General features: G+C 68.0%; 22 protein-coding genes. 12 read left to right on the top strand and 10 right to left on the bottom strand.

Translation table 11 applies throughout. The features are described from left to right. Nucleotides 1–78: 78 nt before the first annotated feature. From fabG to mltG, 4 genes are all read left to right on the top strand, one after another. A complete protein-coding gene (gene fabG, locus DVW87_RS09200; protein WP_114688165.1) occupies nucleotides 79–819 on the top strand; it encodes a 3-oxoacyl-[acyl-carrier-protein] reductase in 741 nt (246 codons plus the stop codon). Nucleotides 820–914: 95 nt separating this feature from the next. Continuing rightward, on the top strand, nucleotides 915–1,151 hold the full coding sequence (locus DVW87_RS09195; protein WP_114687490.1) for an acyl carrier protein: 237 nt from the start codon (nucleotides 915–917) through the stop codon (nucleotides 1,149–1,151). Between the two features lie 112 nt (nucleotides 1,152–1,263). Then, nucleotides 1,264–2,523 (top strand): beta-ketoacyl-ACP synthase II, encoded by a 1,260-nt coding sequence (gene fabF / locus DVW87_RS09190; protein WP_114688164.1) that lies wholly within the window; start codon nucleotides 1,264–1,266, stop codon nucleotides 2,521–2,523. 83 nt (nucleotides 2,524–2,606) lie between these two features. Next, on the top strand, nucleotides 2,607–3,575 hold the full coding sequence (mltG, locus tag DVW87_RS09185; RefSeq protein ID WP_114687489.1) for an endolytic transglycosylase MltG: 969 nt from the start codon (nucleotides 2,607–2,609) through the stop codon (nucleotides 3,573–3,575). 853 nt (nucleotides 3,576–4,428) lie between these two features. On the opposite strand, the gene eda is transcribed toward mltG, so the two are convergent. The 8 genes from eda to DVW87_RS09140 form a co-directional block, all read right to left on the bottom strand. Further along, entirely contained in the window at nucleotides 4,429–5,034 is a 606-nt protein-coding gene (eda, locus tag DVW87_RS09180) for a bifunctional 4-hydroxy-2-oxoglutarate aldolase/2-dehydro-3-deoxy-phosphogluconate aldolase (RefSeq protein ID WP_114687488.1), read from the bottom strand. Continuing rightward, nucleotides 5,031–5,999: a glucokinase gene (glk, locus tag DVW87_RS09175; RefSeq protein ID WP_114687487.1), complete on the bottom strand. Its 969-nt coding sequence runs from the start codon at nucleotides 5,997–5,999 to the stop codon at nucleotides 5,031–5,033. The genes eda and glk overlap by 4 nt, the downstream gene beginning before the upstream one ends. Before the next feature lie 11 nt (nucleotides 6,000–6,010). Beyond that, nucleotides 6,011–7,831, bottom strand: coding sequence for a phosphogluconate dehydratase (gene edd, locus DVW87_RS09170; RefSeq protein WP_114687486.1), 1,821 nt, complete (start codon nucleotides 7,829–7,831; stop codon nucleotides 6,011–6,013). A 99-nt stretch (nucleotides 7,832–7,930) separates the two neighbouring features. Next, a complete protein-coding gene (pgl, locus tag DVW87_RS09160) occupies nucleotides 7,931–8,638 on the bottom strand; it encodes a 6-phosphogluconolactonase (protein WP_114687485.1) in 708 nt (235 codons plus the stop codon). A gap of 41 nt (nucleotides 8,639–8,679) precedes the next feature. Further along, a complete protein-coding gene (gene zwf / locus DVW87_RS09155; RefSeq protein ID WP_114687484.1) occupies nucleotides 8,680–10,143 on the bottom strand; it encodes a glucose-6-phosphate dehydrogenase in 1,464 nt (487 codons plus the stop codon). A gap of 46 nt (nucleotides 10,144–10,189) precedes the next feature. Beyond that, nucleotides 10,190–11,119, bottom strand: coding sequence for an N-acetyl-gamma-glutamyl-phosphate reductase (gene argC / locus DVW87_RS09150; protein ID WP_114687483.1), 930 nt, complete (start codon nucleotides 11,117–11,119; stop codon nucleotides 10,190–10,192). After that, on the bottom strand, nucleotides 11,116–11,466 hold the full coding sequence (locus DVW87_RS09145; RefSeq protein WP_239017836.1) for an SH3 domain-containing protein: 351 nt from the start codon (nucleotides 11,464–11,466) through the stop codon (nucleotides 11,116–11,118). Before DVW87_RS09145 ends, argC begins: the two co-directional genes overlap by 4 nt. Continuing rightward, complete coding sequence (locus DVW87_RS09140; RefSeq protein ID WP_114687482.1) at nucleotides 11,429–11,749, bottom strand: MarR family transcriptional regulator; 321 nt, start codon at nucleotides 11,747–11,749, stop codon at nucleotides 11,429–11,431. The genes DVW87_RS09145 and DVW87_RS09140 overlap by 38 nt, the downstream gene beginning before the upstream one ends. A gap of 218 nt (nucleotides 11,750–11,967) precedes the next feature. On the opposite strand from DVW87_RS09140, the gene secG reads away from it, so the two are divergent. Both secG and DVW87_RS09130 read left to right on the top strand, forming a co-directional pair. Next, on the top strand, nucleotides 11,968–12,387 hold the full coding sequence (gene secG, locus DVW87_RS09135; RefSeq protein WP_114688162.1) for a preprotein translocase subunit SecG: 420 nt from the start codon (nucleotides 11,968–11,970) through the stop codon (nucleotides 12,385–12,387). Between the two features lie 86 nt (nucleotides 12,388–12,473). Then, nucleotides 12,474–14,108: a CTP synthase gene (locus DVW87_RS09130; protein WP_114687481.1), complete on the top strand. Its 1,635-nt coding sequence runs from the start codon at nucleotides 12,474–12,476 to the stop codon at nucleotides 14,106–14,108. 207 nt (nucleotides 14,109–14,315) lie between these two features. Here the strand turns inward: DVW87_RS09130 and DVW87_RS09125 are convergent, their stop codons facing one another. Continuing rightward, nucleotides 14,316–14,795, bottom strand: coding sequence for an Hsp20 family protein (locus tag DVW87_RS09125; protein ID WP_114687480.1), 480 nt, complete (start codon nucleotides 14,793–14,795; stop codon nucleotides 14,316–14,318). Nucleotides 14,796–15,036: 241 nt separating this feature from the next. On the opposite strand from DVW87_RS09125, the gene DVW87_RS09120 reads away from it, so the two are divergent. The 5 genes from DVW87_RS09120 to DVW87_RS09100 all read left to right on the top strand — a co-directional run bounded on the left by DVW87_RS09120 (nucleotide 15,037) and on the right by DVW87_RS09100 (nucleotide 21,270). Further along, nucleotides 15,037–17,463, top strand: a complete 2,427-nt coding sequence (locus DVW87_RS09120; RefSeq protein WP_114687479.1) for a TonB-dependent receptor — start codon at nucleotides 15,037–15,039, stop codon at nucleotides 17,461–17,463. 772 nt (nucleotides 17,464–18,235) lie between these two features. Further along, nucleotides 18,236–19,486 (top strand): lipoprotein-releasing ABC transporter permease subunit, encoded by a 1,251-nt coding sequence (locus DVW87_RS09115; protein ID WP_114687478.1) that lies wholly within the window; start codon nucleotides 18,236–18,238, stop codon nucleotides 19,484–19,486. Then, nucleotides 19,479–20,207, top strand: coding sequence for an ABC transporter ATP-binding protein (locus DVW87_RS09110; protein ID WP_114687477.1), 729 nt, complete (start codon nucleotides 19,479–19,481; stop codon nucleotides 20,205–20,207). The genes DVW87_RS09115 and DVW87_RS09110 overlap by 8 nt, the downstream gene beginning before the upstream one ends. Then, a complete protein-coding gene (locus DVW87_RS09105; RefSeq protein ID WP_114687476.1) occupies nucleotides 20,204–20,794 on the top strand; it encodes a GNAT family N-acetyltransferase in 591 nt (196 codons plus the stop codon). Before DVW87_RS09110 ends, DVW87_RS09105 begins: the two co-directional genes overlap by 4 nt. Then, nucleotides 20,791–21,270 (top strand): glutathione peroxidase, encoded by a 480-nt coding sequence (locus DVW87_RS09100; protein ID WP_114687475.1) that lies wholly within the window; start codon nucleotides 20,791–20,793, stop codon nucleotides 21,268–21,270. The genes DVW87_RS09105 and DVW87_RS09100 overlap by 4 nt, the downstream gene beginning before the upstream one ends. 19 nt (nucleotides 21,271–21,289) lie before the next feature. On the opposite strand, the gene DVW87_RS09095 is transcribed toward DVW87_RS09100, so the two are convergent. Then, complete coding sequence (locus tag DVW87_RS09095) at nucleotides 21,290–21,856, bottom strand: HdeD family acid-resistance protein (RefSeq protein ID WP_114687474.1); 567 nt, start codon at nucleotides 21,854–21,856, stop codon at nucleotides 21,290–21,292. Nucleotides 21,857–22,034: 178 nt separating this feature from the next. On the opposite strand from DVW87_RS09095, the gene dnaE reads away from it, so the two are divergent. Continuing rightward, nucleotides 22,035–25,520: a DNA polymerase III subunit alpha gene (gene dnaE / locus DVW87_RS09090; RefSeq protein WP_114688161.1), complete on the top strand. Its 3,486-nt coding sequence runs from the start codon at nucleotides 22,035–22,037 to the stop codon at nucleotides 25,518–25,520. Nucleotides 25,521–25,694 lie beyond the last annotated feature (174 nt).

Below are 25,694 nucleotides of genomic sequence, written 5' to 3'. Positions count from 1 at the left end.
AGGCCGGGGTCCATCTCTCCACCTGCGCTTGCGTCGCGGTGGATCCCGGCCTCCGCCGGGATGACAAAAGGCTTTATGATGTTCGATCTCACAGGAATGACCGCCCTCGTCACCGGCGCTTCGGGTGGCATCGGGTCCGCCATCGCGCGGTCGCTGGCGGCGCAGGGGGCGCGGCTTGCCTTGTCCGGCTCCAACTTGGACAAGCTAAACGCGTTTCGCGGCGAGCTTGGCGGGGAGCATGTCGCGGTGGCGGCGAACCTTGCCGACCCGGCGTCGGTGGACGGCCTGGTGCCGGCCGCCGTGGAGGCGCTGGGCGGGCGGCTCGACATCCTCGTCAACAATGCGGGCGTGACGCGCGACAATCTCGCCATGCGGATGAAGGACGAGGAATGGAGCCAGGTGCTCTCGGTCAACCTGGAAGCTGCGTTCCGCCTCGTGCGCGCGGCGGCCAAGCCGATGATGAAGCAGCGGTTCGGCCGGGTGATCTCCATCACTTCCGTGGTCGGGCAGACGGGCAATCCGGGGCAGGCGAACTATGCCGCGTCGAAGGCCGGGCTGGTCGGCATGTCCAAGGCGCTGGCGCAGGAGCTGGCCAGCCGCAACATCACGGTGAACTGCGTTGCCCCCGGCTTTATCCGCTCGGCCATGACCGATGTGCTGCCCGAAGCGCAGAAATCCGCGCTGTTGACGAAGATTCCGGCAGGCGATCTGGGCACGGGCGAGGATATCGGCGCGGCCGTCGTCTACCTCGCCAGCAGGGAAGCCGGCTATGTCACCGGACAGACCTTGCATGTGAACGGCGGAATGGCGATGATCTGAACCCATGCTTGCCGCCCCTTGCAAGGCCCGCGGGGCCGCTCTAGGTGCGGGAGCCAACAAACAGACAACACCCTAATGCTAGAGGGACATAAAGCATGAGCGACACCGCAGAGCGCGTGAAGAAGATCGTCGTGGAGCACCTCGGTGTCGAACCGGCAAAGGTGACCGAGAACGCCGTGTTCATCGACGACCTGGGCGCGGACAGCCTCGACATCGTCGAGCTGGTGATGGCGTTCGAGGAAGAGTTCGGCGTGGAAATCCCGGACGATGCCGCCGAGAAGATCACGACCGTGAAGGACGCGATCACCTATATCGACGAGCACACGGCCTGATCCGCCGACCCCGCGCGGTTGGCGCGGGGGCAAGAGACAGAAAAGCGGCTCCCGTCCCAGGGCATCCAGGGGCCGGGAGCCGTTTCGTTTTGGAAGTGAAGTGGAGAGCGCGATGCGTCGTGTCGTGGTAACCGGTCTTGGTCTTGTCACCCCCGTCGGGGCGGATGTGGAGACCGCGTGGAAGAACATCATCGCGTCCAAATCCGGCGCGGCCACCATCACCCGGTTCGACGCCACCGATTTCCAGAGCAATTATGCCTGCGAGGTGAAGGCCCCCGACCATGAATGGGGCTTCGACGCGAACAAGCGGGTGGATCACAAGATCCAGCGCCAGGTCGATCCCTTCATCGTCTACGGCATCGATGCCGCCGGGCAGGCGCTGGAAGATGCCGGCCTGACCGACATGAGCGAGGAAGAGCGGTTTCGCGCCGGCTGCTCGATCGGCTCGGGCATCGGCGGGCTGCCGGGCATCGAGAGCGAATCGCTGGTGCTCGCGGCCAAGGGGCCGAAGCGGGTTTCTCCGCACTTCGTCCACGGCCGCCTCATCAACCTCATCTCCGGCCAGGTTTCGATCAAATACGGCCTGATGGGCCCGAACCACGCTGTCGTCACCGCCTGCTCGACGGGCGCGCACTCGATCGGCGATGCCGCGCGCATGATCGCGATGGACGATGCCGACGTGATGCTGGCGGGCGGCGCGGAAAGCACCGTGTGCCCGATCGGCATTGCCGGCTTCGGCCAGGCGCGCGCGCTGTCCACCGGCTTTCGCGACGATCCGACGCGCGCCAGCCGGCCGTGGGACAAGGACCGCGACGGCTTCGTCATGGGCGAGGGCGCCGGCGTGCTGGTGCTGGAGGAATATGAGCGGGCCAAGGCGCGCGGCGCCAAGATCTATGCCGAGGTGCTCGGCTATGGCCTGTCGGGCGATGCCTATCACGTCACCGCGCCGCATCCCGAAGGCTCGGGCGCGTTCCGGTCGATGGAAATGGCGGTGCGCAAGTCCGGCCTCGCCCTTTCCGACATCGACTATATCAACGCGCACGGCACCTCGACGCCGCTCGGCGACGAGCTGGAACTGGGCGCGGTGCGGCGGCTGTTCGGCGACGCGCTGGAGGGCGTGTCGATGAGCTCCACCAAGTCGGCGATCGGCCACCTGCTGGGCGGCGCAGGGGCGGTGGAATCGATCTTCTGCATCCTGGCGATGCGCGACGGCATCGTGCCGCCAACGCTGAACCTCGACAATCCGAGCGACAATTGCGTGGGCGTGGATCTCGTGCCGCATGTCGCCAAGGAGCGGAAGGTGAAGGCGGTGCTGAACAATTCGTTCGGTTTCGGCGGCACCAACGCCAGCTTGGTCATGCGGGCGATCTGAGGAAGTCCGTCCCGGTACGCCGGGGTGCAGTTGCCGTCGGTCCGATCCTGGAGGCCGGCGTGTTGCCGGGGTGGTGATTGAGGATGCGCAAGCTCGGTTGTTTCGGTCTGCTGATCGTGATCGCTCTGGCGGTGGCGGCCTTTGTCGGGCTGCGCGGGTGGCAGGGGGCAGGGCCGCTGGAGCGCCCGACCACCATCTCCATCGCGCCGGGCACGGGCACCGTGGGTGCCGCCCGCCAGCTGGAGCGGGCCGGCGCGATCCGCTCGTCGCGCCAGTTCCGCTGGTTCTCGCGCTTTCTGGGCGGCGGCAAGGGGATCAAGGCCGGCGAGTATGAGATTCCGGCCCATGCCAGCGCGTCCGAGATCCTGGACCTGCTGGAAAGCGGCAAGACGCTGCAGCGGCTGGTCACCGTGCCGGAGGGCTGGCCTTCGGTGATGGTGGCGGACGCGATCAACAAGGCACCGGAGCTGACCGGCCGGGTCGAGGCGCCGCGCGAGGGCTCGGTGCTGCCCGACAGCTATTCCTACGGGCGTGGCGACAGCCGCCAGGCGGTGCTGGCGCGGATGCAGAAGGCGATGCAGACCTATCTCGCCAAGGCCTGGGCCAGCCGCAAGCCGAACATCGCCGTGAAGACGCCGGAACAGGCGCTGGTGCTCGCCTCCATCGTCGAGAAGGAGACGGGCAAGCCGTCCGAGCGGCGCACGGTGGCCGCGGTCTACGGCAACCGCCTGCGCCAGGGCATCCCGCTCCAGGCCGATCCCACGGTGATCTACCCGATCACCAGGGGGCGCCCGCTCGGCCGCCGCATCCGCCAGTCGGAGCTGCACGCGAAGAACGGGTACAACACCTATGCGTCGGCCGGGCTGCCGGTCGGCCCGATCGCCAATCCGGGGCGCGCCAGCATCGATGCGGTGCTCGATCCGGCGCCGAGCAAGGCGCTGTATTTCGTGGCCGACGGCACCGGCAGGCACGTGTTCGCCAACACGCTGGCCGAGCACAATGCCAACGTGCAGAAATGGTACGCCATCCGTCGCTCGCGCGGGGAGATGTAGCTGCACGGACGCCGTCGCTGCGGGGGCGGGGATCGTCGTGGGACGGCGGTGTGGCTGACGCGTGGGGGTGGGGGCTTTGGAGGGCTGCCGTTGCGGGGACGAGGGAAGGCGGTCGCTTGCGGGGACGCCCCTCCACCAGCCTGCGGCTGGTCCCCCTCCCCGCGGAGCGGGGAGGATCGGGAACGACGAGGGCGGTCGCTTGTGGAGGCGCCCCTCCACCAGCCTTGCGGCTGGTCCCCCTCCCCGCGGGGCGGGGAGGATAAACAGGAATAGCGGGCGCGCGTGTACGCGGCCCGTGAGCACGAGGGAAAGGGATCGACCGGCGCGTCCTAGCCACGGTTTTGCACCCGGGGCTCGACGACTTTTGAGACACTCGCTACACTACGAAGCGTCGAGACTTCTTGTGTCTGCCGGGTATCGGCGACGCCCCCGGTACTCTGCCGCACCGGCTCTGGCATGGAGATTGAGTTGAACCGCTGTCACCGGTTCCTCTCGCCCTCCGGACGTCTTCAAACCTTCCCCGACCCTGATGAACGGACATCCGACTTTAGTCCCGGATGGCTCCGCGCCGGTCGATCGCCGGGCATGGTGCTTGTGACGGCACCACCACCGGCTGCTTTCGCTCAAACCCGCCGCAGGCCCTTACCGCGGTTCTGAACTGCTGCGGCGTATAGCCATATGGGTTCGTGTTGTCAAGCTTCTTGTTCCCCGGCGGAGGCCGGGGTCCAGGTGGGGGCGGGGGGGTGGGGGTTCGCGCGCTATACTCCGGCCATCCCAACTGGGCCCCGGCCTCCGCCGGGGAACGGAAGAAGGGTGCGCAAAGGCGCGGGGCGGGGCGAGTGCCCCTCGGGCGTCAGCCGCGCAGAGCGGACGCGGCGCGGGCCTTTGCCTCGACTTCCGCCATGGTGCCGGCGGTCACCCAGCTGCCGCCGACGCACAGCACCTTGTCGAAGGCGAGCCAGTCGGGCGCGTTCGCTTCGGTGATGCCGCCGGTGGGGCAGAACTTGCACTGGTAGAAGGGCGCGGCGAGCGCCTTCAGCGCCTTGAGGCCGCCCGACGTTTCGGCCGGAAAGAACTTGAAGTGGGTAAGGCCGAGGTCGAGGCCGCGCATGATGTCGCCGGCATTCGCCACGCCGGGCAGATAGGGCACGCCGCTGTCGACGATGCGCTTGGCCAGCCGCTCGGAGAGGCCCGGCGAGACGATGAACTCGGCGCCCGCCTCCATCACCTGCTCGAACTGGTCGGTGTTCACCACCGTGCCCGCGCCGACGATGGCGCCGGGCACCTTCTTCATCTCGCGGATCGCGTCGAGCGCGGCGGGGGTGCGCATCGTCACCTCCAGCGCGGTGAGCCCGCCCGCCACCAGCGCCTCGGCCAGCGGCCGCGCGGTGGCGGCGTCCTCCACCACGATCACCGGGATCACGGGGGCGGCCAGCATCACCTTGTCGACACCGTTCATCGTGCATGCTCCTGGGCAAAGGCGGCCGCGGCGCCGAACAGGCCGGGCTGGGGATGGGTGATGAGCTTGACCGGGATGTTGGCCATCATCGACTGGAAACGGCCCTTGGCGGTGAAGCGCTGGGCGAAGCCGGAGCGGTCGTAATGGTCCTTGAGCCGGAGGCCAAGCCCGCCGGCGATCACCACGCCCTTGGCGCCGTGGGCGAGCGCCAGGTCGCCGGCCACCGCGCCGAGGCTCAGCACGAAGCGGTCGAGCGCGGCGATGGCCAGGCTGTCCGTGCCCTCGAACGCGCGCGTCCAGATCGCCTTGTCGTCCAGCCGGTGGACGGGCTGGCCCTCGATCTCGGCCAGCGTCTCATAGATCGACTGGATGCCCGGGCCGGCGACCACGCGCTCGGCGGAGACGCGGGTGTAGGTGTGGCGCAGGCGCTTGACGATGCGGTCCTCCACCGTGTCGAGGGGCGCGAAATCGGTGTGCCCGCCCTCCGTTTCCAGCACATGGTAGCCGTCGCGCGCGCGCAGCACCTGCGCCACGCCCAGCCCGGTGCCGGGGCCGCAGATGGTGAGCACCCCCTTGTCGGCGAACGGCCGGTCGGGGCCGCAGATGTGCTGGAACTCGCTGTCGGGCGCCTGCGCCACGGCATGGCCGATCGCGCCGAAATCGTTGACCAGCGTCCACGTCTCCGCCCCCAGCCGTTCGGGGATCAGCGCGGGACGGATGATCCACGGATTGTTGGTCAGCTTGATGACGTCGCCACCGATCGGCGACGCGACGGCGATCGCCGCCGCCTTGGGCATTGGCCGGTCCAGCGTCTCGCCGAACGCCTGCCAGGCGAGTTGCAGGCTGGCATGTTCGGCGGTCTTCAGCGTCACCTCGGGGTGCAGCGCCTGCACGCGGCCGCCTTCCACCTCGGCGATGGCGAAGCGCGCGTGGGTGCCTCCGATATCGACCGCGACGACTTCCATTCTTTCTCTCCTTACCAGCCCATTGCGGCGAGAACGGCGGAGGCGCCGCGCTCGGCCTCGGTCGCGTCCTGCCGCAGCAGCGCGAACAGCTCGCGACCCGTGCCCTGTTCGGGCGGCGGGGCGGGGGCGAGATCGCGTGCGTCCCATTCGCCTGCATCGACCAGCGCGTCCAGCGTGCCGGCCTCGGCATCCAGGCGCACCACATCGCCGTCGCGTAACCGGCCGATCGGCCCGCCGCCCAGCGCCTCGGGGCTCAGGTGGATCGCGCACGGCACCTTGCCGCTGGCCCCCGACATGCGCCCGTCGGTGACCAGCGCGACGCGGTGCCCTCGGTTCTGGAGCACGCCGAGCGGCGGGGTGAGCTTGTGCAGCTCCGGCATGCCGTTGGCGCGCGGACCCTGGAAGCGGACGACCACCACCACGTCGCGATCGAGCTCGCCGGCCTTGAACGCGTCGAGCACCGCCTGCTGATCGGTGAACACGCGCGCGGGCGCCTCGATCACCCAGCGGTCGCGCTCCACCGCCGAGACCTTGATGCAGGCGCGGCCGATATTGCCGGTGAGGATGCGGAAGCCGCCCTCCGGCGAGAAGGGCGCCGCGGCGGGACGCAGGATGGCGTCGTCGCCGCTGGCGCCCGGATCGACCCAGGAAAGCGTGCCGGCGTCATCGACCTGCGGCTTGCGGCCATAATCGGCGAGATCGCCGCCGGCGACCGTCAGGATGTCCCGGTGGAGCAGCCCGGCGGACAGCAGCTCGCGCACCACATAGGGCGTGCCGCCGGCATCCTCGAACTGGTTCACGTCGGCATTGCCGTTGGGATAGACCCTCGCGACCAGCGGCACCGTGCGGGAAAGGCGGTCGAAATCCTCCCAGTCGATGACGATGCCCGCGCACGCCGCCATGGCGGGCAGGTGGATCAGGTGGTTGGTCGAGCCGCCGGTCGCCAGCAGGCCAATGGCGGCGTTGACCACCGCCTTCTCGTCCACGCACAGGCCGAGCGGGCGGTAATCGTCGCCGTTCCAGCCGATCCGCGCCAGCTGGTGCACGGCGGCGCGGGTCAGCTCCTGGCGCAGCTTCGTGCCGGGATTGGCGAAGGCGGCGCCGGGCACGTGCAGGCCCATCATCTCCATCATCATCTGGTTGGAGTTGGCGGTGCCGTAGAAGGTGCAGGTGCCCTTGCCGTGATAGGCGGCGATTTCGGAGTCGAGCAGTTCCTCGCGCGTCGCCTTGCCCTCGGCATAGGCCTCGCGGACCTGCGCCTTGGCCTTGTTGGCGATGCCGGAGCGCATCGGGCCGCCGGGAATGAAGATCGTCGGCAGGTGGCCGAAGCGGAGCGCGCCCATGAGGAGCCCCGGCACGATCTTGTCGCAGATGCCGAGCAGCGCGGCGGCCTCGAACATGTTGTGGCTGAGCGAGACGGCGGTGGACAGCGCGATGGTGTCGCGGCTGAAAAGGGACAGCTCCATGCCGGCATAGCCTTGCGTGACGCCGTCGCACATGGCCGGCACGCCGCCGGCCACCTGCGCCGTGGCGCCGGCTTCGCGCGCCCAGACCTTCATCTGTTCGGGATAGCGGTAATAGGTCGCGTGCGCCGACAGCATGTCGTTGTAGGCGGTGACGATGCCGATGTTGATCGCCTGGCCGGCCTTCAGCGTCTCGCGATCCTCGTCGGTGCCGGCAAATCCGTGCGCGAGGTTGGCGCAGCCGAGTTGCGGGCGCTTGACGTTCCGGTCGCGCTGGTCGGCGATCAGCTGGAGATACGCCGCGCGGGTGGGGCGCGAGCGTTCGATCACGCGATCGGTGACGGCGGCGATTTCGGGGTTGAGGGTCATGGAAGTGCCTTTACCTCACCGTTCGTGTCGAGCGAAGTGGAGACACCTGTGTGCGGCTTCTCGACTTCCCTCGACACGAACGGGAGGGGGTGAGTGGGGTCAGGGCGCCCAGTGGATGTCGACGGGCAGCTCGGCATCGGCGAGCACGCGGCCGATCGGATGCGGCGAGGAGGGGCCCTGCTTGATCGCCTGTTCGATCACCTGCTTCTTGGCGTCGCCGGTGACGGCCAGCATCAGCGCGCGGGCGGAGACGATGGCGGCGCGGCTCAAGGTGACGCGCGGCACCGGCGCTTCCTTCGGCAGCGGCTCCGGCAGGACACCCAGCGCGCGACGTTCGCGCGGGCCGGAGACGGCTTCGTCGAAGTCCGGGCCGGGGAAGATCGAGGCGGTGTGCCCGTCCGCGCCGACGCCGAGCAGGCACAGGTCGAGCGGCCAGTGCAGGTCCTGCATCAGCGCATCGGCGGAGCGGCCCGCCGCCTTGTAGTCGGCAGTGGCCTGCGGCACGATCGGCATCACCCGCGCGCCCTTGGGAAGGAACGCCTTGCCGATCATGGTGATGTTGGACAACGGGTCGCCCAGCGGCACCACGCGCTCGTCGGTGGGGATGATCGTCACCCGCTTCCAGTCGATCCTGGCCTGGGTCAGCCGCTCGTAGATCGGGATCGGCGTCTTGCCGCCCGACAAGGCGATAACGGCGGCGCCGCGCGCGTCGATCGCGCTGTCCAGGATGAACTGGATGTCGCCGGCGACGGCGTCCGCCATCTCCTCGGCATCCTCATAGTCCCACCATTCGATCTCTTCGGACATGTTCTTCTCTTTCGTATTCGTGGGACGGGGCAGGGGATCGCTCAATCGTCCTGCCAGGTGACGCCGTCGCGCTCGGTCAGCGCGATGGAGGCGGCCGGGCCCCAGGTGCCGGCGGGATAGTGTCTCGGCTTGGTGCGGTTCGCGTCCCAGCCGGCGCGGATCGCATCGGTCCAGGTCCATTGCGCCTCCACCTCGTCGCGACGGACGAACAGGGTGGGATCGCCTTCGATCAGGTCGAGCAGCAGCCGCTCATAGGCGATGCGGCGGCGGGTGCCGGCGAATTCGGCGTCGAGGCTGAGCTTCAGCGGCACCTCGCGCAGGCGCACGCCCTCGCGATCCAGCCCCGGCTCCTTGGCCATCACCAGCAGCTCGATATATTCCTCCGGCTGTAGGCGGATGACGAGCGTGTTGGGCTGCAGCAGCCCGCCGCGGCCGGAGAACATGGAGTGCGGCACCGGCTTGAACTGGACGGCGATCTCCGAGCGGCGCACGGCCATGCGCTTGCCGGTGCGGATGTAGAAGGGCACGCCCTGCCAGCGCCAGTTGTCGACAAAGGCCTTGATCGCGACAAAGGTCTCGACATCGGAATCCTTGCCGAGCTCCTCGTCATAGCCCTTGACGATCTCGCCCTTCACCGCGCCGCCGACATACTGGCCGGTGACGGTGTAATGCGGCACTTCCTCCGGCTTCATGAGGCGGAGCGAGCGGAACACCTTGGCCTTTTCGTCGCGGATCGCGGTGCCGTCATAGCGGGCCGGCGGCTCCATCGCGATCAGCGCGAGCAGCTGGAGCATGTGGTTGGTCACCATGTCGCGCAGCGCGCCGGCGCCCTCGTAATATCCGGCGCGATCCTCCAGCCCGACCGTCTCGGCGATGGTGATCTGGACGTTGTCGATCCCTTGCGCGCTCCACACCGGCTCGAAGAAGCTGTTGCCGAAGCGCAGCGTCAGGATGTTCTGCACCGTCTCCTTGCCGAGATAATGGTCGATGCGGAAGATGCGCTCCTCCGGGAAGACCGCGGCCACCGTGTCGTTGATCTCGCGGCTGGAAGGAAGATCGTAGCCGAGCGGCTTTTCCAGGCCGATGCGCACCGTTTCGCCGGCCAGCCCGACCTTCTGCAGGCCTTTCACCGCCGGCTCGAATAGCGACGGGGCGGTGGACAGGAAGATGGCGAGCCCGCCGGCAACGTCGCCCACCTTGTCGGCCAGCGCCTGGAACGTGCTCTCGTCCGACAGGTCGGCGGCCTGGAAGTCGAGCCGGTCGAGGAAGCCGGCCAGCGCCGACTCGTTCTTGCGGTCCTCCGACAGGAACTGGTCGAGCGCCTTGCGGGTGAAGGCACGGAAGCCCTTGTCGTCCAGGTCGCTGCGCGCCGAGCCGGTGATCGTCAGCCCTTCCGGCAGCAGGCCATCGGCATGCAGGCCGTAGAGCGAGGGCAGCAGCATGCGCCGCGCCAGATCGCCCGTTGCGCCGAACAGCAGCAGCTTGCCTACGGGCTTGCGCTCCATGCGTGTGTCCTTTCCCAAACGGCCGCAGCCGAATAACGCTGCGTGCCTAGAGCACCAGCCCGGCGACCGGATCAAGCCCGGCCATGATGTTGAGGTTCTGCACCGCCGCGCCGGCCGCGCCCTTGCCGAGATTGTCGAGCGTGGCGATCAGCAGCGCCTGTCCGGTCGCCGGATTGCCGGACACGCGCACGGTCAGCCGATCGGTACCGGCATCGTCCTCGATCGAGACGGTGCCGACATCGCCGTCCGCCACCGCGATCAGCGGACTGTCCTTGTAGGCGTCGCGCAGCGCCGATTCGACCGCCTCCAGGCTCGGCCGGCGGTGAAAGGCGTGCAGCGGCAGCGGCACTTCCACGATCATCCCGCGATAGGTGTTGACCACGGACGGCTGGAAGATCGGCGGGTGCTCGATGCGGGCATGCTTCTGCATCTCGGGCAGATGCTTGTGCGCCAGCGACAGGGCATAGGGGCGGGCGGCCGGGGCACGGTCTGCCCCCTCGAACTCGGCGATCATCGCCTTGCCGCCGCCCGAATAGCCCGACATGGCGTTGACCGTCAGCGGCCAGTCCACCGGGATCATCCCGGCGCGGATCAGCGGGCGAACCAGCGCCAGAAAGCCGGTGGGATAGCAGCCGGGATTGCTGACGCGGCTCGCCTCGGCGACGGCGGCCTGCTGGCTGGGTTCCAGCTCGGGAAAGCCATAGGTCCAGTCCGGCGCGACCCGGAACGCGGTGGACGCGTCGATCACCCGCGTGTGCGGGTTGGCGATGAGGGACACCGCCTCGCGTGCCGCCTCGTCGGGCAGGCAGAGGATCACGAACTGGCTGTCGTTCAACGCCTCGGCGCGCGCGGCGGCGTCCTTGCGCTTGTCGTCGGGCAGGGTGACGATCTCGATCCGGTCGCGCCCGGCCAGCCGCTCGCGGATCTCCAGCCCGGTGGTGCCGGCCGCGCCGTCGATGAAGACGCTGATGCTCATGCCGCGCCCCGGCCCAATGCGGAGAGCGGGAGATAGCCGACCAGCCCCTTGCCCGGCGCGATGCCCCAGGCATGGCCGCCGGCGAAATCCAGCGCTTCGAACACGTCTCCCGCAGCGAGTTGCGCGAGCATTTCGGCATCCGCCGAAGGACGCTCGACAAGGGCGGCGGCGGCGGTCAGCACGAGCGGCATGGGCGCGGCATAATGGGGCGCGAACACCTGATCGGCGAGGCGGACGTCCGCAATGTCCGCGCGCACCGCCTGGGTACGGCGATCAAAGGCACGCGAGCGTCCGGTCAGCGCGAAACTCTTACGCGTTGCCTGCCCGAGCGACGGGCTGTTCGGCATCGCCGATGAACTGACCGAATTCTTCAAGAAACTCTGCCCCTTCGGAGGTACGCGCCACGAAGATGTTGCGCTTGTCCGTGTCGTCACGTTGGCGGCGCAGATAGCCGAGCGACCCGAGCCTGTTCAAGGCGCGCGTGACCACCGGCTTCGAAACGTTGAGCGCGCGGGCCAGGCCCCGCACCGTGTGGGGACCGGGATTGAGATACACCACCAGCAGCAGCGCCATCTGGCGATTGGTCAGATCGGGTTCGCCGGAACGGACATAGTCCACCAGCGTGTTCATCCAGGATCCCAGAGATCGGTCGATGGCTAATGTCACGTCACCTACCTGCCTTGAGAATGGCTTGCACCAAGTGACGGTCTTAACGCCGCCGTTCACGTTTCGGTTTCAGTGCGGAGGCGAAATGTCTGACGCCCGAGGGGCTTGGCGGTTGATCGCTGCGGCCGGCTCGCTTATGTGCGCGCCTTCCCCTCCCACACCAGGTCTGCCCCGCACCGATGCTGTTCACCTTTCTGCTCGTCGTCCACGCGATCATCGCGGCGCTGCTCGTTGCGGTGATCCTGATGCAGAAGTCGGAAGGCGGCGGGCTGACCACCGGCGGCAGCCCGTCCGGGCTGATGTCGGCGCGCGGCGCGGCGGACTTCCTGACGCGCGCCACGGCGACGCTCGCGACCTTGTTCATCGTTATGTCCATCGTGCTGGCGGTGATGGCGTCCACGCGCGGGACCAGCACAATCGATCCCAATTCGATCAAGCCGGTCGCCCCCGGCGCGCAGCCCGCGCCGCGCTCGGCCCCGGGCGAGGGGCCGCTGTCGGGCGGCACGGGCGTGGGCCCGTTCTCCGGCGCCGCCGGTGTCGCGGCCGGCAACGAGTCGGCGCCGGCGACGGGCGGCAACAGCTCGGTCCCGCTCGCGCAATAAACGCACCGGTTCGTCGTTCCATCGGCACGCTCGGGAGAACCGGGCGCTTGCCGTGCGTGCCCCATTCAAGCTAGGCGATTCCTCCCATGGCGCGGTTCATCTTCATCACCGGCGGCGTGGTTTCCTCGCTCGGCAAGGGCCTCATGGCGGCCTCCCTCGCGGCGCTGCTCCAGGCGCGCGGCTACAAGGTCCGCATCCGCAAGTTCGATCCCTATCTCAACGTCGATCCGGGCACGATGAGCCCGTATCAGCACGGCGAGGTGTTCGTGACCGACGACGGGGCGGAGACCGACCTCGACCTCGGCCATTACGAGCGCTTCACCGGCGTGGCGGCGCACCAGTCCGACAACGTCACCTCCGGGCGCATCTACCAGACGATCATCCGGCGCGAGCGGCGCGGCGAGTATCTGGGCGCGACGGTGCAGGTGATCCCGCACGTGACGGATGCGATCAAGGCGTTCGCGCTGGACGATGTCGACGGGCTCGACTTCGTGTTGTGCGAGATCGGCGGCACGGTGGGCGACATCGAGTCGCTGCCCTTCATCGAGGCGATCCGCCAGCTGAAGAACGATCTGGGCCGCGGCCAGTCGATCAGCGTGCACCTGACGCTGGTGCCGTACATCGCCGCGGCGGGCGAGCTGAAGACAAAGCCGACGCAGCATTCGGTGCGCGAGATTTCCGCACTGGGCGTCGCCCCGGACGTGCTGGTCTGCCGTTGCGAGCATCCGCTGCCCGCGACCGAGCGCGCCAAGATCGCGCAGTTCTGTAACGTGCGCCGCGAAGCGGTGATCGCGGCGCTGGATGCTAGGTCGATCTATTCGGTGCCGCTGCAATACCATGCCGAGGGGCTGGACAGCGAAGTGCTGCGCGCGTTCGGCATCGAGCCGGAAGGCACGCCGGACCTGTCGCGCTGGACCGACATCATGGACCGGGTCGCCAATCCGGAGGGCGAGGTGACGGTGGGCGTGGTCGGCAAATATGTCGGCCTGCCGGATGCCTACAAGTCGCTGAACGAGGCGCTGACGCATGGCGGCATCGCCAACCGCGTCAAGGTGAACATCCAGTGGATCGATGCCGAGCTGTTCGAAGGCGAGGAAAGCGACATCGCCGCCCGGCTGGAGCCGTGCCACGCGATCCTGGTGCCCGGCGCGTTCGGCGAGCGTGGGGCGGAGGGCAAGATCGCCAGCGTGCGTTTCGCGCGCGAGCGGGAGATCCCCTATTTCGGCATCTGCTTCGGCATGCAGATGGCGTGCGTCGAGGGCATGCGGAACCTGGCCGGCGTGCCCAACGCCTCCTCGACCGAGTTCGGCGAAACGAAGGAGCCGGTGGTCGGGATGATCACCGAATGGATGGGCCGCGAGGGGCTGGAGAAGCGCGAGGCCGAAGGCGACCTGGGCGGCACCATGCGGCTGGGCGCGTACGACGCCAAGCTTGCCGGCAATTCGGTGGTCGCCTCGATCTACGGCTCGACCGACATTTCGGAGCGGCATCGTCATCGCTACGAGGTGAACACCGCCTATCGCGAGCCGCTGGAGAAGACGGGGCTGGTGTTCAGCGGCATGTCGCCGGACGGCACGCTGCCCGAGATCGTCGAGCGGCCGGACCATCCGTGGTTCGTCGGCGTGCAGTTCCACCCGGAGCTGAAGAGCAAGCCGTTCGACCCGCACCCGCTGTTCAAGAGCTTCATCGAGGCGGCGGTGCGGCAGAGCCGGCTGGTTTGAGGCCCAAACCGTTCGTCTCGAGTAAGGATCGAGCTTGTCGAGAGCCTGTGTCGAGAGATTCCGCACGGCGCGATCTCTCGATACGTCATCTCGACAAGCTCGACGGCTACTCGAGACGAACGGTGATTGGCAAAAAGGAAGGGCGCCCGAGCCGTTCGGCCCGGACGCCCTCGCGGCGCGTGAAAGGGAGCTAAACGCGCCGACCTCTTAGGCGGCCTGCGACTGGGCGTCGACCTGGCCGCCGTCGATCGCGGCGAGCGGAGCGCCCGTCTTGATCGCGATCGTCTTGGGCTTCATCGCTTCGGGCACTTCGCGCACCAGATCGACGATCAGCAGACCGTCGTTCAGCCGAGCGTCGTCCACCCGGACGAAATCGGCCAGCTCGAAGCGGCGCTCGAAGCTGCGATTGGCGATGCCGAGGTGAAGAAAGGCGCCGCCCTGGGCGTCCTTGTCTTCCTTCTTGCCCTTCACCGTCAGCAGGTTCTGCTGCGCGACGATCTCGATCTCGTCACGGCCGAACCCGGCCACCGCGAGCGTGATGCGGTAACGGTCCTCGGCGAGGCGCTCGAGGTTGAAGGGCGGGTAATTGTCCGCCGCCTGCTGCCGCGCGCTGGTTTCGAGCATGTCGAACAGGCGGTCGAAACCGATGGTGGAGCGGCGGAACGGGGTAAGATCGAACTGACGCATGTTGGTCTCTCCTCATTGCTAAGCGAGATGATGCGAGAGGCGCCCGCTTGCTGCGCGACACCTCGTCGGCACGGCCCTGTGTGGCGCCGTACGCTTCACAATGTGGGAAGGAGGTCGCGCGTTTCAAGGGCCGGAGCGGCACCAAATGCGACGAAGCGCAACTATCGCCGCACAAAGAATGCAGCCGGCTGATATCCGAGCAAAGTAGTGGAGATTGCTCCCCGAAGAGGGAGATTCGACGATGACCGCTCCGGCTACGCTTCTGCTCGCGCTGCAGATCGCCGCCAGTCCCGCGCCGGCACCCCCGACCGCCGGGCCCGACGTGCAGACGACCACGCCGCCCGCCGCACAGGAGGATGCCGAGCCCGTACCCGGGCGGCTCGGTGCGGCGCAGCAGGGCGGGGGCGACATCGTCGTCACCGCGCGGCGGCGCAGCGAGTCGGTGCAGCGGGTGCCGATCGCGATTTCGGTGATCGGCGGCACGGCGCTGGCGGAAACCGGCGCCTACAACGTCAACCGGCTCACCCAATTGCAGCCGAGCCTGCAATTCTACTCCACCAACCCGCGCAATTCGGCGGCGAACATCCGCGGCCTGGGCGCGCCGTTCGGTTTAACCAACGACGGGATCGAGCAGGGCGTCGGCATCTATGTGGACGGCGTCTATTACAGCCGCATCGCGTCGGCGACGTTCGACTTCACCGACACGCAGCGGATCGAGGTGCTTCGCGGGCCGCAGGGCACTTTGTACGGCAAGAACACCACGGCGGGCGCGATCAACATCATCAGCCGTGCGCCGAGCTTCGAGCCCGAAGCGCGGGTGGAGCTGTCCGGCGGAAACTACGATTTCTTCCAGGCCAAGGGCTCGGTGTCCGGCCCGCTGGTGGCCGACCAGATCGCCATCCGCCTGTCCGGCTCGCTCACCACGCGGCGGGGCACGATCTACAATCTGCGTGCCGACGAATGGCAGAACAGCCAGGACAATCTCGGCCTCAAGACGCAGATCCTGTGGCGCGCCGCGCCGAACCTGGATGTGACGTTCGCCGGCGACTATAATCGGCAGAACCCGCGCTGCTGCGTGCAATATTATGCGCGGGTCGGCGCGACGCAGCGGCCGCTCGCGCGGCAATATGCGGCATTGGCGGCGGCCCAGGGCTATGCCGTGCCGTCGACCGATCCGTTCGACCGCATCACCGATGTCGACACGCCGCTTCAGGCCAGGCAATCGCTCGGCGGCCTGTCGCTGACGGCCAACTGGGACGTCGGAGCCGCGACCCTGACCTCGATCACCGCCTGGCGCTTCTGGAACTGGAACCCGTCGAACGACCGCGACTTCATCGGCCTGCCGGTGACCACCGTGTCGGCCAATCCGTCGCAACAGCGCCAGCTCACGCAGGAACTGCGCGCCGCCTCCAACGGCCGGCGCGCCTTGGATTATGTGGTCGGCGCCTTCTTCTTCCACCAGACGATCGACACGCAAGGGCTGCAGGTGCAGGGCGCGGCGGCGCCGGCGTTCCTCAGCGCGGCGGGTACGGCAGGGCTGACGGCGCGCAACACGATCGGCTTCACCAACATTTCGGCCGCGGTGTTCGGCAAGGTGACGTGGCATGTCACCGACCGGCTCTCGGTCGCGCCCGGTCTGCGGGTGAACTATGACGAGAAGGAGGGCGACTACCTCTCCCTCGTTACGACGGGCGCCGGCAGCACGACCCTGACCAGCGCGCAGCGCGGCGTGCTGGCGCCGCAAAGCTACCAGCCGAAGTTCGACAACTGGAACGTCACCGGCGACATCAACCTCGCTTATGATTTCAGCGACGACGTGCACGGCTATCTCACCTATGCGCGCAGCAACAAGTCGGGCGGCATCAACCTGTCGGGCCTGCCGCTGGATGCGGGCAACAACCCGATCCTGTCCTCGGCGACGGTGAAGCCGGAAAAGGTCAACCATTACGAGCTGGGGCTGAAGACGCAGCTGCTCGACCGGCGTGCGACCGTGAACCTGGCGGCGTTCTGGACCGACATCTTCGACTATCAGGCGACCGTCACCAACGGGCAGCTGGGCGTGCTGCGCGGGTACCTGGCCAATGCGCCGCATGTGCGCACCCGCGGGGTGGAAATCGACAGCGCGTTTCGGCCGAGCGAGCGGCTGAACGTCTATGCCAACGGCACCTTCACCGATGCCAGATACGTGCGCTTCACCGACGCGCCGTGCCCGCCGGAGCTGTCCGGCGGCACCAATGCGGCGGCGGGGCAGGCCGCCAGCGCGCCCGGGACGCCGGGCGGGATCAGCCCGGCCAATTGCAACGTCTCCGGCCAGATCCTGCCGGGCGTGTCGAAATGGGCGTTCTCGTACGGTGCGGAATACGACCATCCGGCGGCGTTTGCCGGGCTGCCGGGCAATTTCTACCTCGGCTATGAGGGCAGCTATCGCTCGAAGTTCTCGGCCAACCCGTCGCGGTCGATCTACACCGACATTGGCGGCTATTCGCTGAGCAACTTCCGGCTGGGCTACAAGGAAGAGGGCGGGATCAACGTGTTCGCCTGGCTGCGCAACGCGTTCAACCAGGACTATTTTGAGCTGCTGGCGACGCAGTCGGGCAGCACCGGCCTGATCGTCGGCCAGCCGGGCGATCCGCGGACCTATGGCGCGACGGTGAGCTTCGCGTTCTGAGGGGGCGAGGCGAGCTGAGCGCTCTGGTTAAAGAGCGGAATGCCGGTCCTCGCCCCGTCATCTCGAAGGGGCCGGGATTAACCTTGCCGCGGGTGCCTGATCCTGTGCGTCGCGCTTGCGAGCCATGGACCCCGGCGTTCGCCGGGGTGGCGGGAGTGAGAGGGCGGCGGCCTCTTCCGTTCCGTCATCCCGGCGTAGGCCGGGATCCACCTTGCGGCGGGTGCGCGGCTGATCCTGTGCGTCGCGCTTGGGGAGCTATGGACCCCGGCGTTCGCGGGGGCCAGGGGGAGTGAAGGGCGGCGAGTGAGCGGACCCGTTCGCAGACAATCAGGGCGGAACCCCGCCGGCTTCGCGCCTTCGCCCCGACGTCGGCAAAGCCGCCGTCGCTCGGGCGGGCAGGCCCGCCCGGCGGCCGGTTGGGGCGATGCTTGCTTCGCTCGCATCGGCGGCTTTGCGCCTTCGCCCCAACGCAAACGCCCGGGCTGCTCATCGCAACCCGGGCGTCCTGCGTGACGATTGCTCGTCAGCCCCCTTGTGCTCCCGCCCGCACGCTTCGTTTCGAAGCGGAGCTTGAAGCTGTCCCCGAACCACGGCCTTTGCCTGTGTCCCAGTGATTGTGTTGTTAGGCGAGCGACAGCTTCTTGTCATGAGAGATGTGGCCGCAACGAAACGATTGCGCGCGTGCTGTGACGATTCCGCCACAGCGGTTGCACCCGTCGGGACCGCAGCCTAGAGCAGGGGGACCATCACCCGGCGGACTTTCCCCCACGCCATGTTCCTTTCTTCCTACGAACGCCTGATCGCGCGGCGGTACCTCCTGCCCGGCAAGGGCGAGGCGTTTATCCTCCTTGTTGCGGGCTTCAGCCTGGGTGCGGTGATGCTGGGCGTCGCGGCGCTGGTGATCGTGATGAGCGTGATGAACGGCTTTCGCGCGGAGCTGTTCGACAAGATCGTCGGGCTGAACGGCCATGCCGTGATCCAGGGCTATAACGGCCGCCTGCCGGACTGGCAGGAGATCGTGCGGCAGGCGCGCGCGACGCCGGGCGTCACCTCCGCCACGCCGATGATCGAGCAGCCGCTCGCCGCCACCTATAACGGGCGCGCCGAAGCGGTGCTGCTGCGCGGCATGCGGGTGGAGGACATCCGCACCAACCCGACCATCACCGGCAAGATCGTCGGCGGCGACATTCGCGCGCTGACCAACGGCAGCGGGCAGGTGGCGATCGGCTCCCGCCTGGCCGAAGCGTTGGGCGCGGAGGTGGGCAGCGAGATTTCGCTGTTCAGCCCGCAAGGCCAGACCACCCCGTTCGGCACCGTGCCGCGCATCGTCAGCTACCGCGTGGGCGCGATCTTCGAGATCGGCGTCTACGACTATGACAAGGCCTATGTGCTGATGCCGGTGCAGGATGCGCAGACGCTGCTGCTGATGGGCGACGAAGTGGGCATCGTGCGCATCGACACCGACAATGCCGATCGCGTGCGCCAGATCCTCAGCCCCCTTGCGCGCAAGGTCGAGGGCCGCGCGGCCATTCAGGACTGGCAGCAGATGAACGCGCAACTGTTCGATGCGCTGGCGGTGGAGCGCGTCGCGATGTTCACCGTGCTGTGCATCATCATCCTGGTGGCGGCCTTCAACATCGCCAGTTCGCTGATCATGCTGGTGCGCGCCAAGACGCGCGACATCGCCATCCTGCGCACGATGGGCGCGAGCCGGGCGGCGTTGCTGCGCATTTTCATGACGGTGGGCACGACGATCGGCGTGCTGGGCATCCTCGCCGGGCTGGCGCTCGGCGCGCTGTTCCTGTTCTATCGCCAGGCGGTGGTGAACTTCGTGCAGTTCGTGACCGGGCAGAACCTGTGGGATCCGTCCATCCGCTATCTGACGGAGCTGCCGTCCAAGCCCAATCCGGTGGAGATCGTCGCCATTGTGCTCATCACGTTGCTGATGACGTTTCTGGCAACCGTTTATCCGGCGTTGAAGGCGGCGAGCACGGACCCGGTGCAGGTGCTGCGCTATGAGTGACGCGAGCAGGAGCGAGCGCGGCCGGCGCGGCTCCGCCGCGTCCGACGCGGTCACGCCCATCTTGGAGACGCGCGGGCTGTCGCGCAGCTTCAGCCAAGGCGGCGAGACGATCCACGTGTTGCGCGGCGTGGACCTGACCGTAGGGGCGGGGGAGATCGTCGCGCTGCTGGGCCCGTCCGGCTCCGGCAAGTCGACGCTCCTGCAGGCGGTGGGCCTGCTGGAGGGCGGGTTCGCCGGATCGATCCGCATTGCCGAGGAGGAAGCGGCCAAGCTCAACGCGCATGGGCGCACCGTGATGCGGCGCGATCGTCTGGGCTTCGTGTACCAGTTCCACCACCTGCTGCCGGATTTCTCCGCGCTGGAGAATGTCGCCCTGCCGCAGCTGATCCATGGTGCCGAGCGCCCCGACGCCGATGCCCGCGCCACGGCGCTGCTGAGCGCGCTGGGCGTCGGCCATCGCCTGAGCCATCGGCCGAGCCAGCTTTCCGGCGGCGAGCAGCAGCGCGTGGCGGTGGCGCGCGCGCTGGCCAACCGCCCGGCGCTGATCCTGGCGGACGAGCCGACCGGCAATCTCGACGAGGGGACCGCCGATGTGGTGCTGGCCGAGTTCCTGCGCCTGGTGCGCGAGGAAGGATCGGCGGCGCTGATCGCGACCCATAACGAGCGGCTGGCCGGCCGCATGGACCGGGTCGTCCGGCTGCACGAGGGCGTGCTGGCGTGACCGCCTGGCGCGAGACGCCGGTGCTTTCGGGGCGCCACGTCTCGCTGCGCCCCTTGCGGCACGACGACAAGGCGGCGCTGGTGACGGCGGCGGCGGCGGGCGATCTGTGGGACACGTTCTACGCCAACGTCTCGCAGCTCAAGGACGCCGACGCCTGGCTTGCGGCGAGCTTTGCCGAGCAGGAGTTCGGACGCGCCCGGCTGTTCGCGGTGTGCCTGCCGGGCGGCGAGGTGGTCGGCACCACCCGCTTCCTGCGAATGGCGGAAAAGCACCGCCGGCTGGAGATCGGCGGCACCTTCTATGCGCGCGCGGTGCAGCGAACGGGCGTGAACACGGAGGCCAAGCTGCTGCTGCTGGCCCATGCCTTCGACGTGCTGGGCTGCCAGTGCGTGCAGATCCGCACCGACTTTCTGAACACGCGCAGCCAGGCGGCGATCGAGCGGCTGGGTGCAAGACGGGACGGCATCCTGCGCGGGCACCAGATCGTCGACGGGCGATTGCGCGACAGCGTGGTTTATTCCATCCTCGACCGCGAATGGCCCGGCGTCCGGGCCAACCTGCAATTCCTGCTGGCGAGGCATGCATGACGGCGATCACGGACTTCACGGTACGCGCGGCGGACGGCACGCCGGCGGATCTCGGCGCCTATGCCGGCAAGGTGCTGCTGCTGGTCAACACCGCCTCCAAATGCGGGTTCACGCCGCAATATGCCGGGCTGGAGGAATTGCACCGCGCCTATGAGCAGCGCGGCTTTGCGGTGCTGGGTTTCCCGTGCAACCAGTTCGGCGCGCAGGAGCCGGGCGACGCCGCGGAGATCGCCAGCTTCTGCTCGCTGACCTATGACGTGACCTTTCCGGTCTTCGCCAAGATCGACGTCAACGGCGCAGGCGCCGATCCGTTGTTCGCCGAGCTGAAGAAGCAGGCGCCCGGCGTGCTGGGCACCGAGGGCATCAAGTGGAACTTCACCAAGTTCCTGGTCGGCCGGGACGGGCAGGTGGTGAACCGCTATGCGCCCACCACCAAGCCCGAGGATATCCGCCGCGACATCGAGAAGCTGCTCTAGCCTTTGCCGGCGGCCGCGATCAGGCGGTCGGAGCGGCGAAGGCGGGTGCTCCCTTGCGATGGGCCAGACCGCCCAGGATGGCGGGCACGCCGCCGAACAGGAAGCTGATCCCCAGGATATAGCCCGGCAGGGTCAGCGCGCTGAACGGCAGCGACCACAGCACCAGGAACGCGAGCAGGACGTTGACGACGCCGAGCACGATCATCAGCGCCTTGCCGCGACGCATGCGGGCGCCGAGCACGATCTCCATCACCCCGCGCACGCCTAGCCAGACCGTGACCGCCAAGGTCAGCGACAAGGCGCCGGACAGCGGATCGAACAGCATGATGAGGCCGATCACCAGGCTGACCACGCCGAAGCCGATGGCATAGCCGCGGCCTTCATACCCCTTGCCGAACAGGCCGGCCCCGAGCGACAGCGCGCCGGCGATCAGGAAGAACCAGCCGATCACCGCCGTTGCGGCAAGCGTCGCCACGAACGGCTGTGCGAAGGCGAAGATGCCGAGCACGATCGAGAGAATGCCATAGGCCAGGATCCAGCCCCAGCCGGCCCCGGCCGGGCTGCCGTCGAAACCACGTGTCGCCATTTCGGATGCTCCCTCTTGTTCTCCGGCCGTAACGATGAGGGGAACGGCGAGTTCCGTTAGAAATCTGCGGCTCCGTCACGGTGTTTGGGGCATCGTCCCCGAAGCCACCATCCGCTATCCACAGCGATCCGTCGCACCCGGCCTGTCGAATCAAGCCGCCATGCGCTACAGGACCAAGATGCCTCACGCCGGTTTCGTGCCCCTTCGCATCTTTTCCGCTTACACGATGCTGGACGGCGCCATCGATCCCAAGGCGATCGCCAAGCGCGCGCGCAAGCTCGGCTTTCCCGCCGCCGGCCTGACCGACCGCAACGGCCTGTATGCCGCCATGGCGTTCTCCGATGGCGCCAAGAAGGAGGGCGTCCAGCCGGTGGTGGGCACCATGCTGGCGGTCGCGCGGCCGGACATGCCGGAGGGCGCCGAGCCGGTGATCGACTGGCTGGCCCTCTACGCGCAGGATGAAGCCGGCTACGACAATCTGTGTGCCCTGGTGTCGTCGGCGCATCTCGACCGGCCGGTGGAGCAGCCGCCGCATGTCCTCTTCGAAAAGCTGGCAGCGCATGGTGCCGGGCTGGTGGCGCTGACGGCGGGCGGCGAGGGCGCGCTGGCACGGCTGTTCGCCGAGGATCAGCCGGACCGCGCACTGGCCTATGCCGACCGCCTGCAGGCGTTGTTCGGCGACCGGCTGTTCATCGAGCTCGTCCGACGCGAGAACGAGGTTGAGATGCGCGCGGAGGACGCGCTGATCGATCTCGCCTACGACCGCAACCTGCCGCTGGTCGCGACCAATCCGTGCTGTTTCGACGATCAGGATTTCGGCGAGGCGCATGACGCGATGCTGTGCATCGCCAACTCCACCTACGTCGAAACGGAGGATCGGCCGCGCTCCTCGCCGCACCTGTGGATGAAGCCGGCCGACGAGATGCGCCGGCTGTTCGAAGATTTGCCCGAGGCAATCGAGAACACGCTGGTCGTGGCGCAGCGCTGTGCGGTGATGGCGCCGTATCGCAAGCCGATCCTGCCCAGCCTTGCCGGCGACCGCGAGGGGGAGGCGGCCAAGCTGCGCGAGGATGCGCATGCGGGGCTCACCGCACGGCTGGAGTTCGCGGGCATCGCCGACGACGAGGCGGTGGCGAGCTACCGCAAGCGGCTGGATTTCGAGCTGGACGTGATCGTCCAGATGGGCTTTCCCGGCTATTTCCTGATCGTCGCCGATTTCATCAAATGGGCCAAGGAACAGGACATTCCGGTCGGCCCGGGTCGTGGTTCGGGTGCAGGCTCGGTGGTCGCCTGGGCGCTGACCATCACCGATCTCGATCCGCTGAAACTGGGCCTGCTGTTCGAGCGCTTCCTGAACCCGGAACGCGTGTCGATGCCCGACTTCGACATCGATTTCTGCGAAACCCGGCGTGGCGAGGTGATCCGCTACGTGCAGGAGAAATACGGCCGCGATCAGGTGGCGCAGATCATCACCTTCGGTAAGCTGAAGGCGCGCGCGGTGCTGAAGGATACTGGCCGCGTGCTCCAGATGAGCTATGGCCAGGTGGATCGGCTGGCCAAGCTGGTGCCGAACCACCCGACCGATCCGTGGACGCTGGACCGCGCGCTGAACGGCGTGTCGGAGCTTGCCGCCGAGTACCGGAATGACGGCCGGGTGCGCCATCTGCTCGACCTGGCGATGAAGCTGGAGGGGCTGCCGCGCCATTCCTCGACGCACGCCGCCGGCGTGGTGATCGGCGACCGGCCGCTCAGCCAGCTGGTGCCGCTCTACCGCGATCCGCGCTCGGACATGCCGGTCACGCAGTTCGACATGAAGTTCGTCGAAGGTGCGGGCCTCGTGAAGTTCGACTTTCTCGGCCTCAAGACGCTGTCGGTGCTGAAAAAGGCGGTGGAACTGCTGAAGAAGCGGGGCATCACCATCGATCTCGACCGGCTGAGCTGGGACGACGAGGCCGTGTACCAGCTGCTCCAGAAGGGCGACACGGTGGGCGTGTTCCAGCTGGAATCGGAGGGCATGCGCCGCACGCTGTCCGCGGTGCGGCCGACCAATTTCGGCGACATCATCGCGCTGGTCTCGCTCTACCGCCCCGGCCCGATGGACAACATCCCGAGCTTCGGCCGGCGCAAGCAGGGGACGGAGGAGATCGTCTATCCGCACCCGCTGCTGGAAGGCATCCTGTCCGAAACCTACGGCATCTTCGTCTACCAGGAACAGGTGATGCAGGCCGCGCAGATCCTGGCCGGCTATTCGCTGGGCGGCGCGGACCTGCTGCGCCGCGCGATGGGCAAGAAGGTGAAGGCGGAGATGGACGCGCAGCGCTCCACCTTCGTGAAGGGCTGTGCCGACGCGCACAATATTCCGGCGCAGAAGGCGAACGAGCTGTTCGACCTGATCGACAAGTTCGCCGGCTATGGCTTCAACAAGAGCCATGCCGCGGCCTATGCGCTGCTGGCGTACCAGACGGCGTGGCTGAAGGCGCATCACCCGGCGGACTTCTTCGCCGCCTCGATGTGCTACGACATCCATCTCACCGACAAGCTGGCGATCTTCTCCGACGACATGCGCCGTTCGGGGATCAAGGCGCTGCCGCCGTGCGTGAACGCCAGCGAGGCGGAGTTCTCGGTAGAGCAGAGCGAGGAGGGCGTCGCCGTCCGCTACGCGCTGGGCGCGCTGAAGGGCGTGGGCGAGGGCGCGATGGAGAAGCTGGTCGCCGAGCGCGAGGCCAAGGGCGTGTTCCGCGACATCGACGATTTCGCCCGCCGCGTCGATCCGCGATTGCTCAACAAGCGGCAGCTCGAAGGCTTGGCCGGGGCGGGCGCGTTCGATGCGCTGGACCTGAACCGCGCCGGCCTGTTCGCCTCGTGCGAGACGATCCTCGCGACTGCGGCGCGGGTGCAGGCGGCGGCGGCGAGCGGGCAGGGCGGGCTGTTCGGATCGCCCGAAGCGTCCGAGCCGCCGATCAAGCTGCCGGCGAACGTGCGCTGGAGCCTGTCGCAGCGCATGGAGCAGGAAAAGGAGGCGTTCGGCTTCTATTTCTCCGCGCACCCGGTGGACCGGCACCGGCGGCTGGCCGAGATGCACGGCGCGCGCGAGTTCGGCGCGCTTTCCGAGCTGCGCATTCCGGAGGACGGCACGCGGGCGGGCGCGACCATGGCGGTGCTGGTGGAGGAAGCGCGCTGGCGCACCTCCGCCAAGGGCCGGCGCTACATGATGGCCACCCTGTCAGATGCCTCGGGCCAGTTCGTCGCCACCTGCTTCGACGATCCGGTCTGCGCCGATCTGGAGGCGGCGGCCGAGAATGGCGGCTGCGCGCTCATCACGGTGGAACTCGATCGCCGGCCGGGCGAGGAGATGCCGCGGGTCAGCGTCAAGCGCGTGCAGCCGTTCGAGGCGCTGATGACCAACGCGCGCTTCGAGGTGGAAGCGCAGGTCGCCTCCGCCGCGGGGATGCAGGCGCTGGCCGCGCAGCTGGCGGAGCATCGTGGCGGCCGCTGCACGGTGATCGCGCATGCCGCGCTGCCGGAAGGCGGCACCGTGCGCCTGCTGCTGGGGCGCGACTTCCTGTTGGACGCGGAGACGGCGGGGCACCTCGAGGATCTGCCGGATGTGAGCGACGTGCATCTCAATGCGTCGAGCAATCGGCCGTCCAGCGCGGCGGCGTGAGGCCTGCTGAAAGAGATTGAGGGCTGCCTTATAATCAAGGCAGTTCCCCGGCGAAGGCCGGGGCTCAGCTGGGAAGGCCGAAGTAACCGGACGCAGCGCGCATCACGAGCGTCCCCCAACTGGACCCCGGCCTTCGCCGGGGAGGCCCGCTTCTGTTCAGGCCTGTGGGTCCTA

The sequence above is a fragment of the Sphingomonas aracearum genome, assembly GCF_003345355.1.
GTDB classification, from domain to species: domain Bacteria; phylum Pseudomonadota; class Alphaproteobacteria; order Sphingomonadales; family Sphingomonadaceae; genus Sphingomonas; species Sphingomonas aracearum.
The sequence above is the reverse complement of the archived record's forward strand: the minus strand, read 5'-3'. Positions and strand labels throughout refer to the sequence as shown.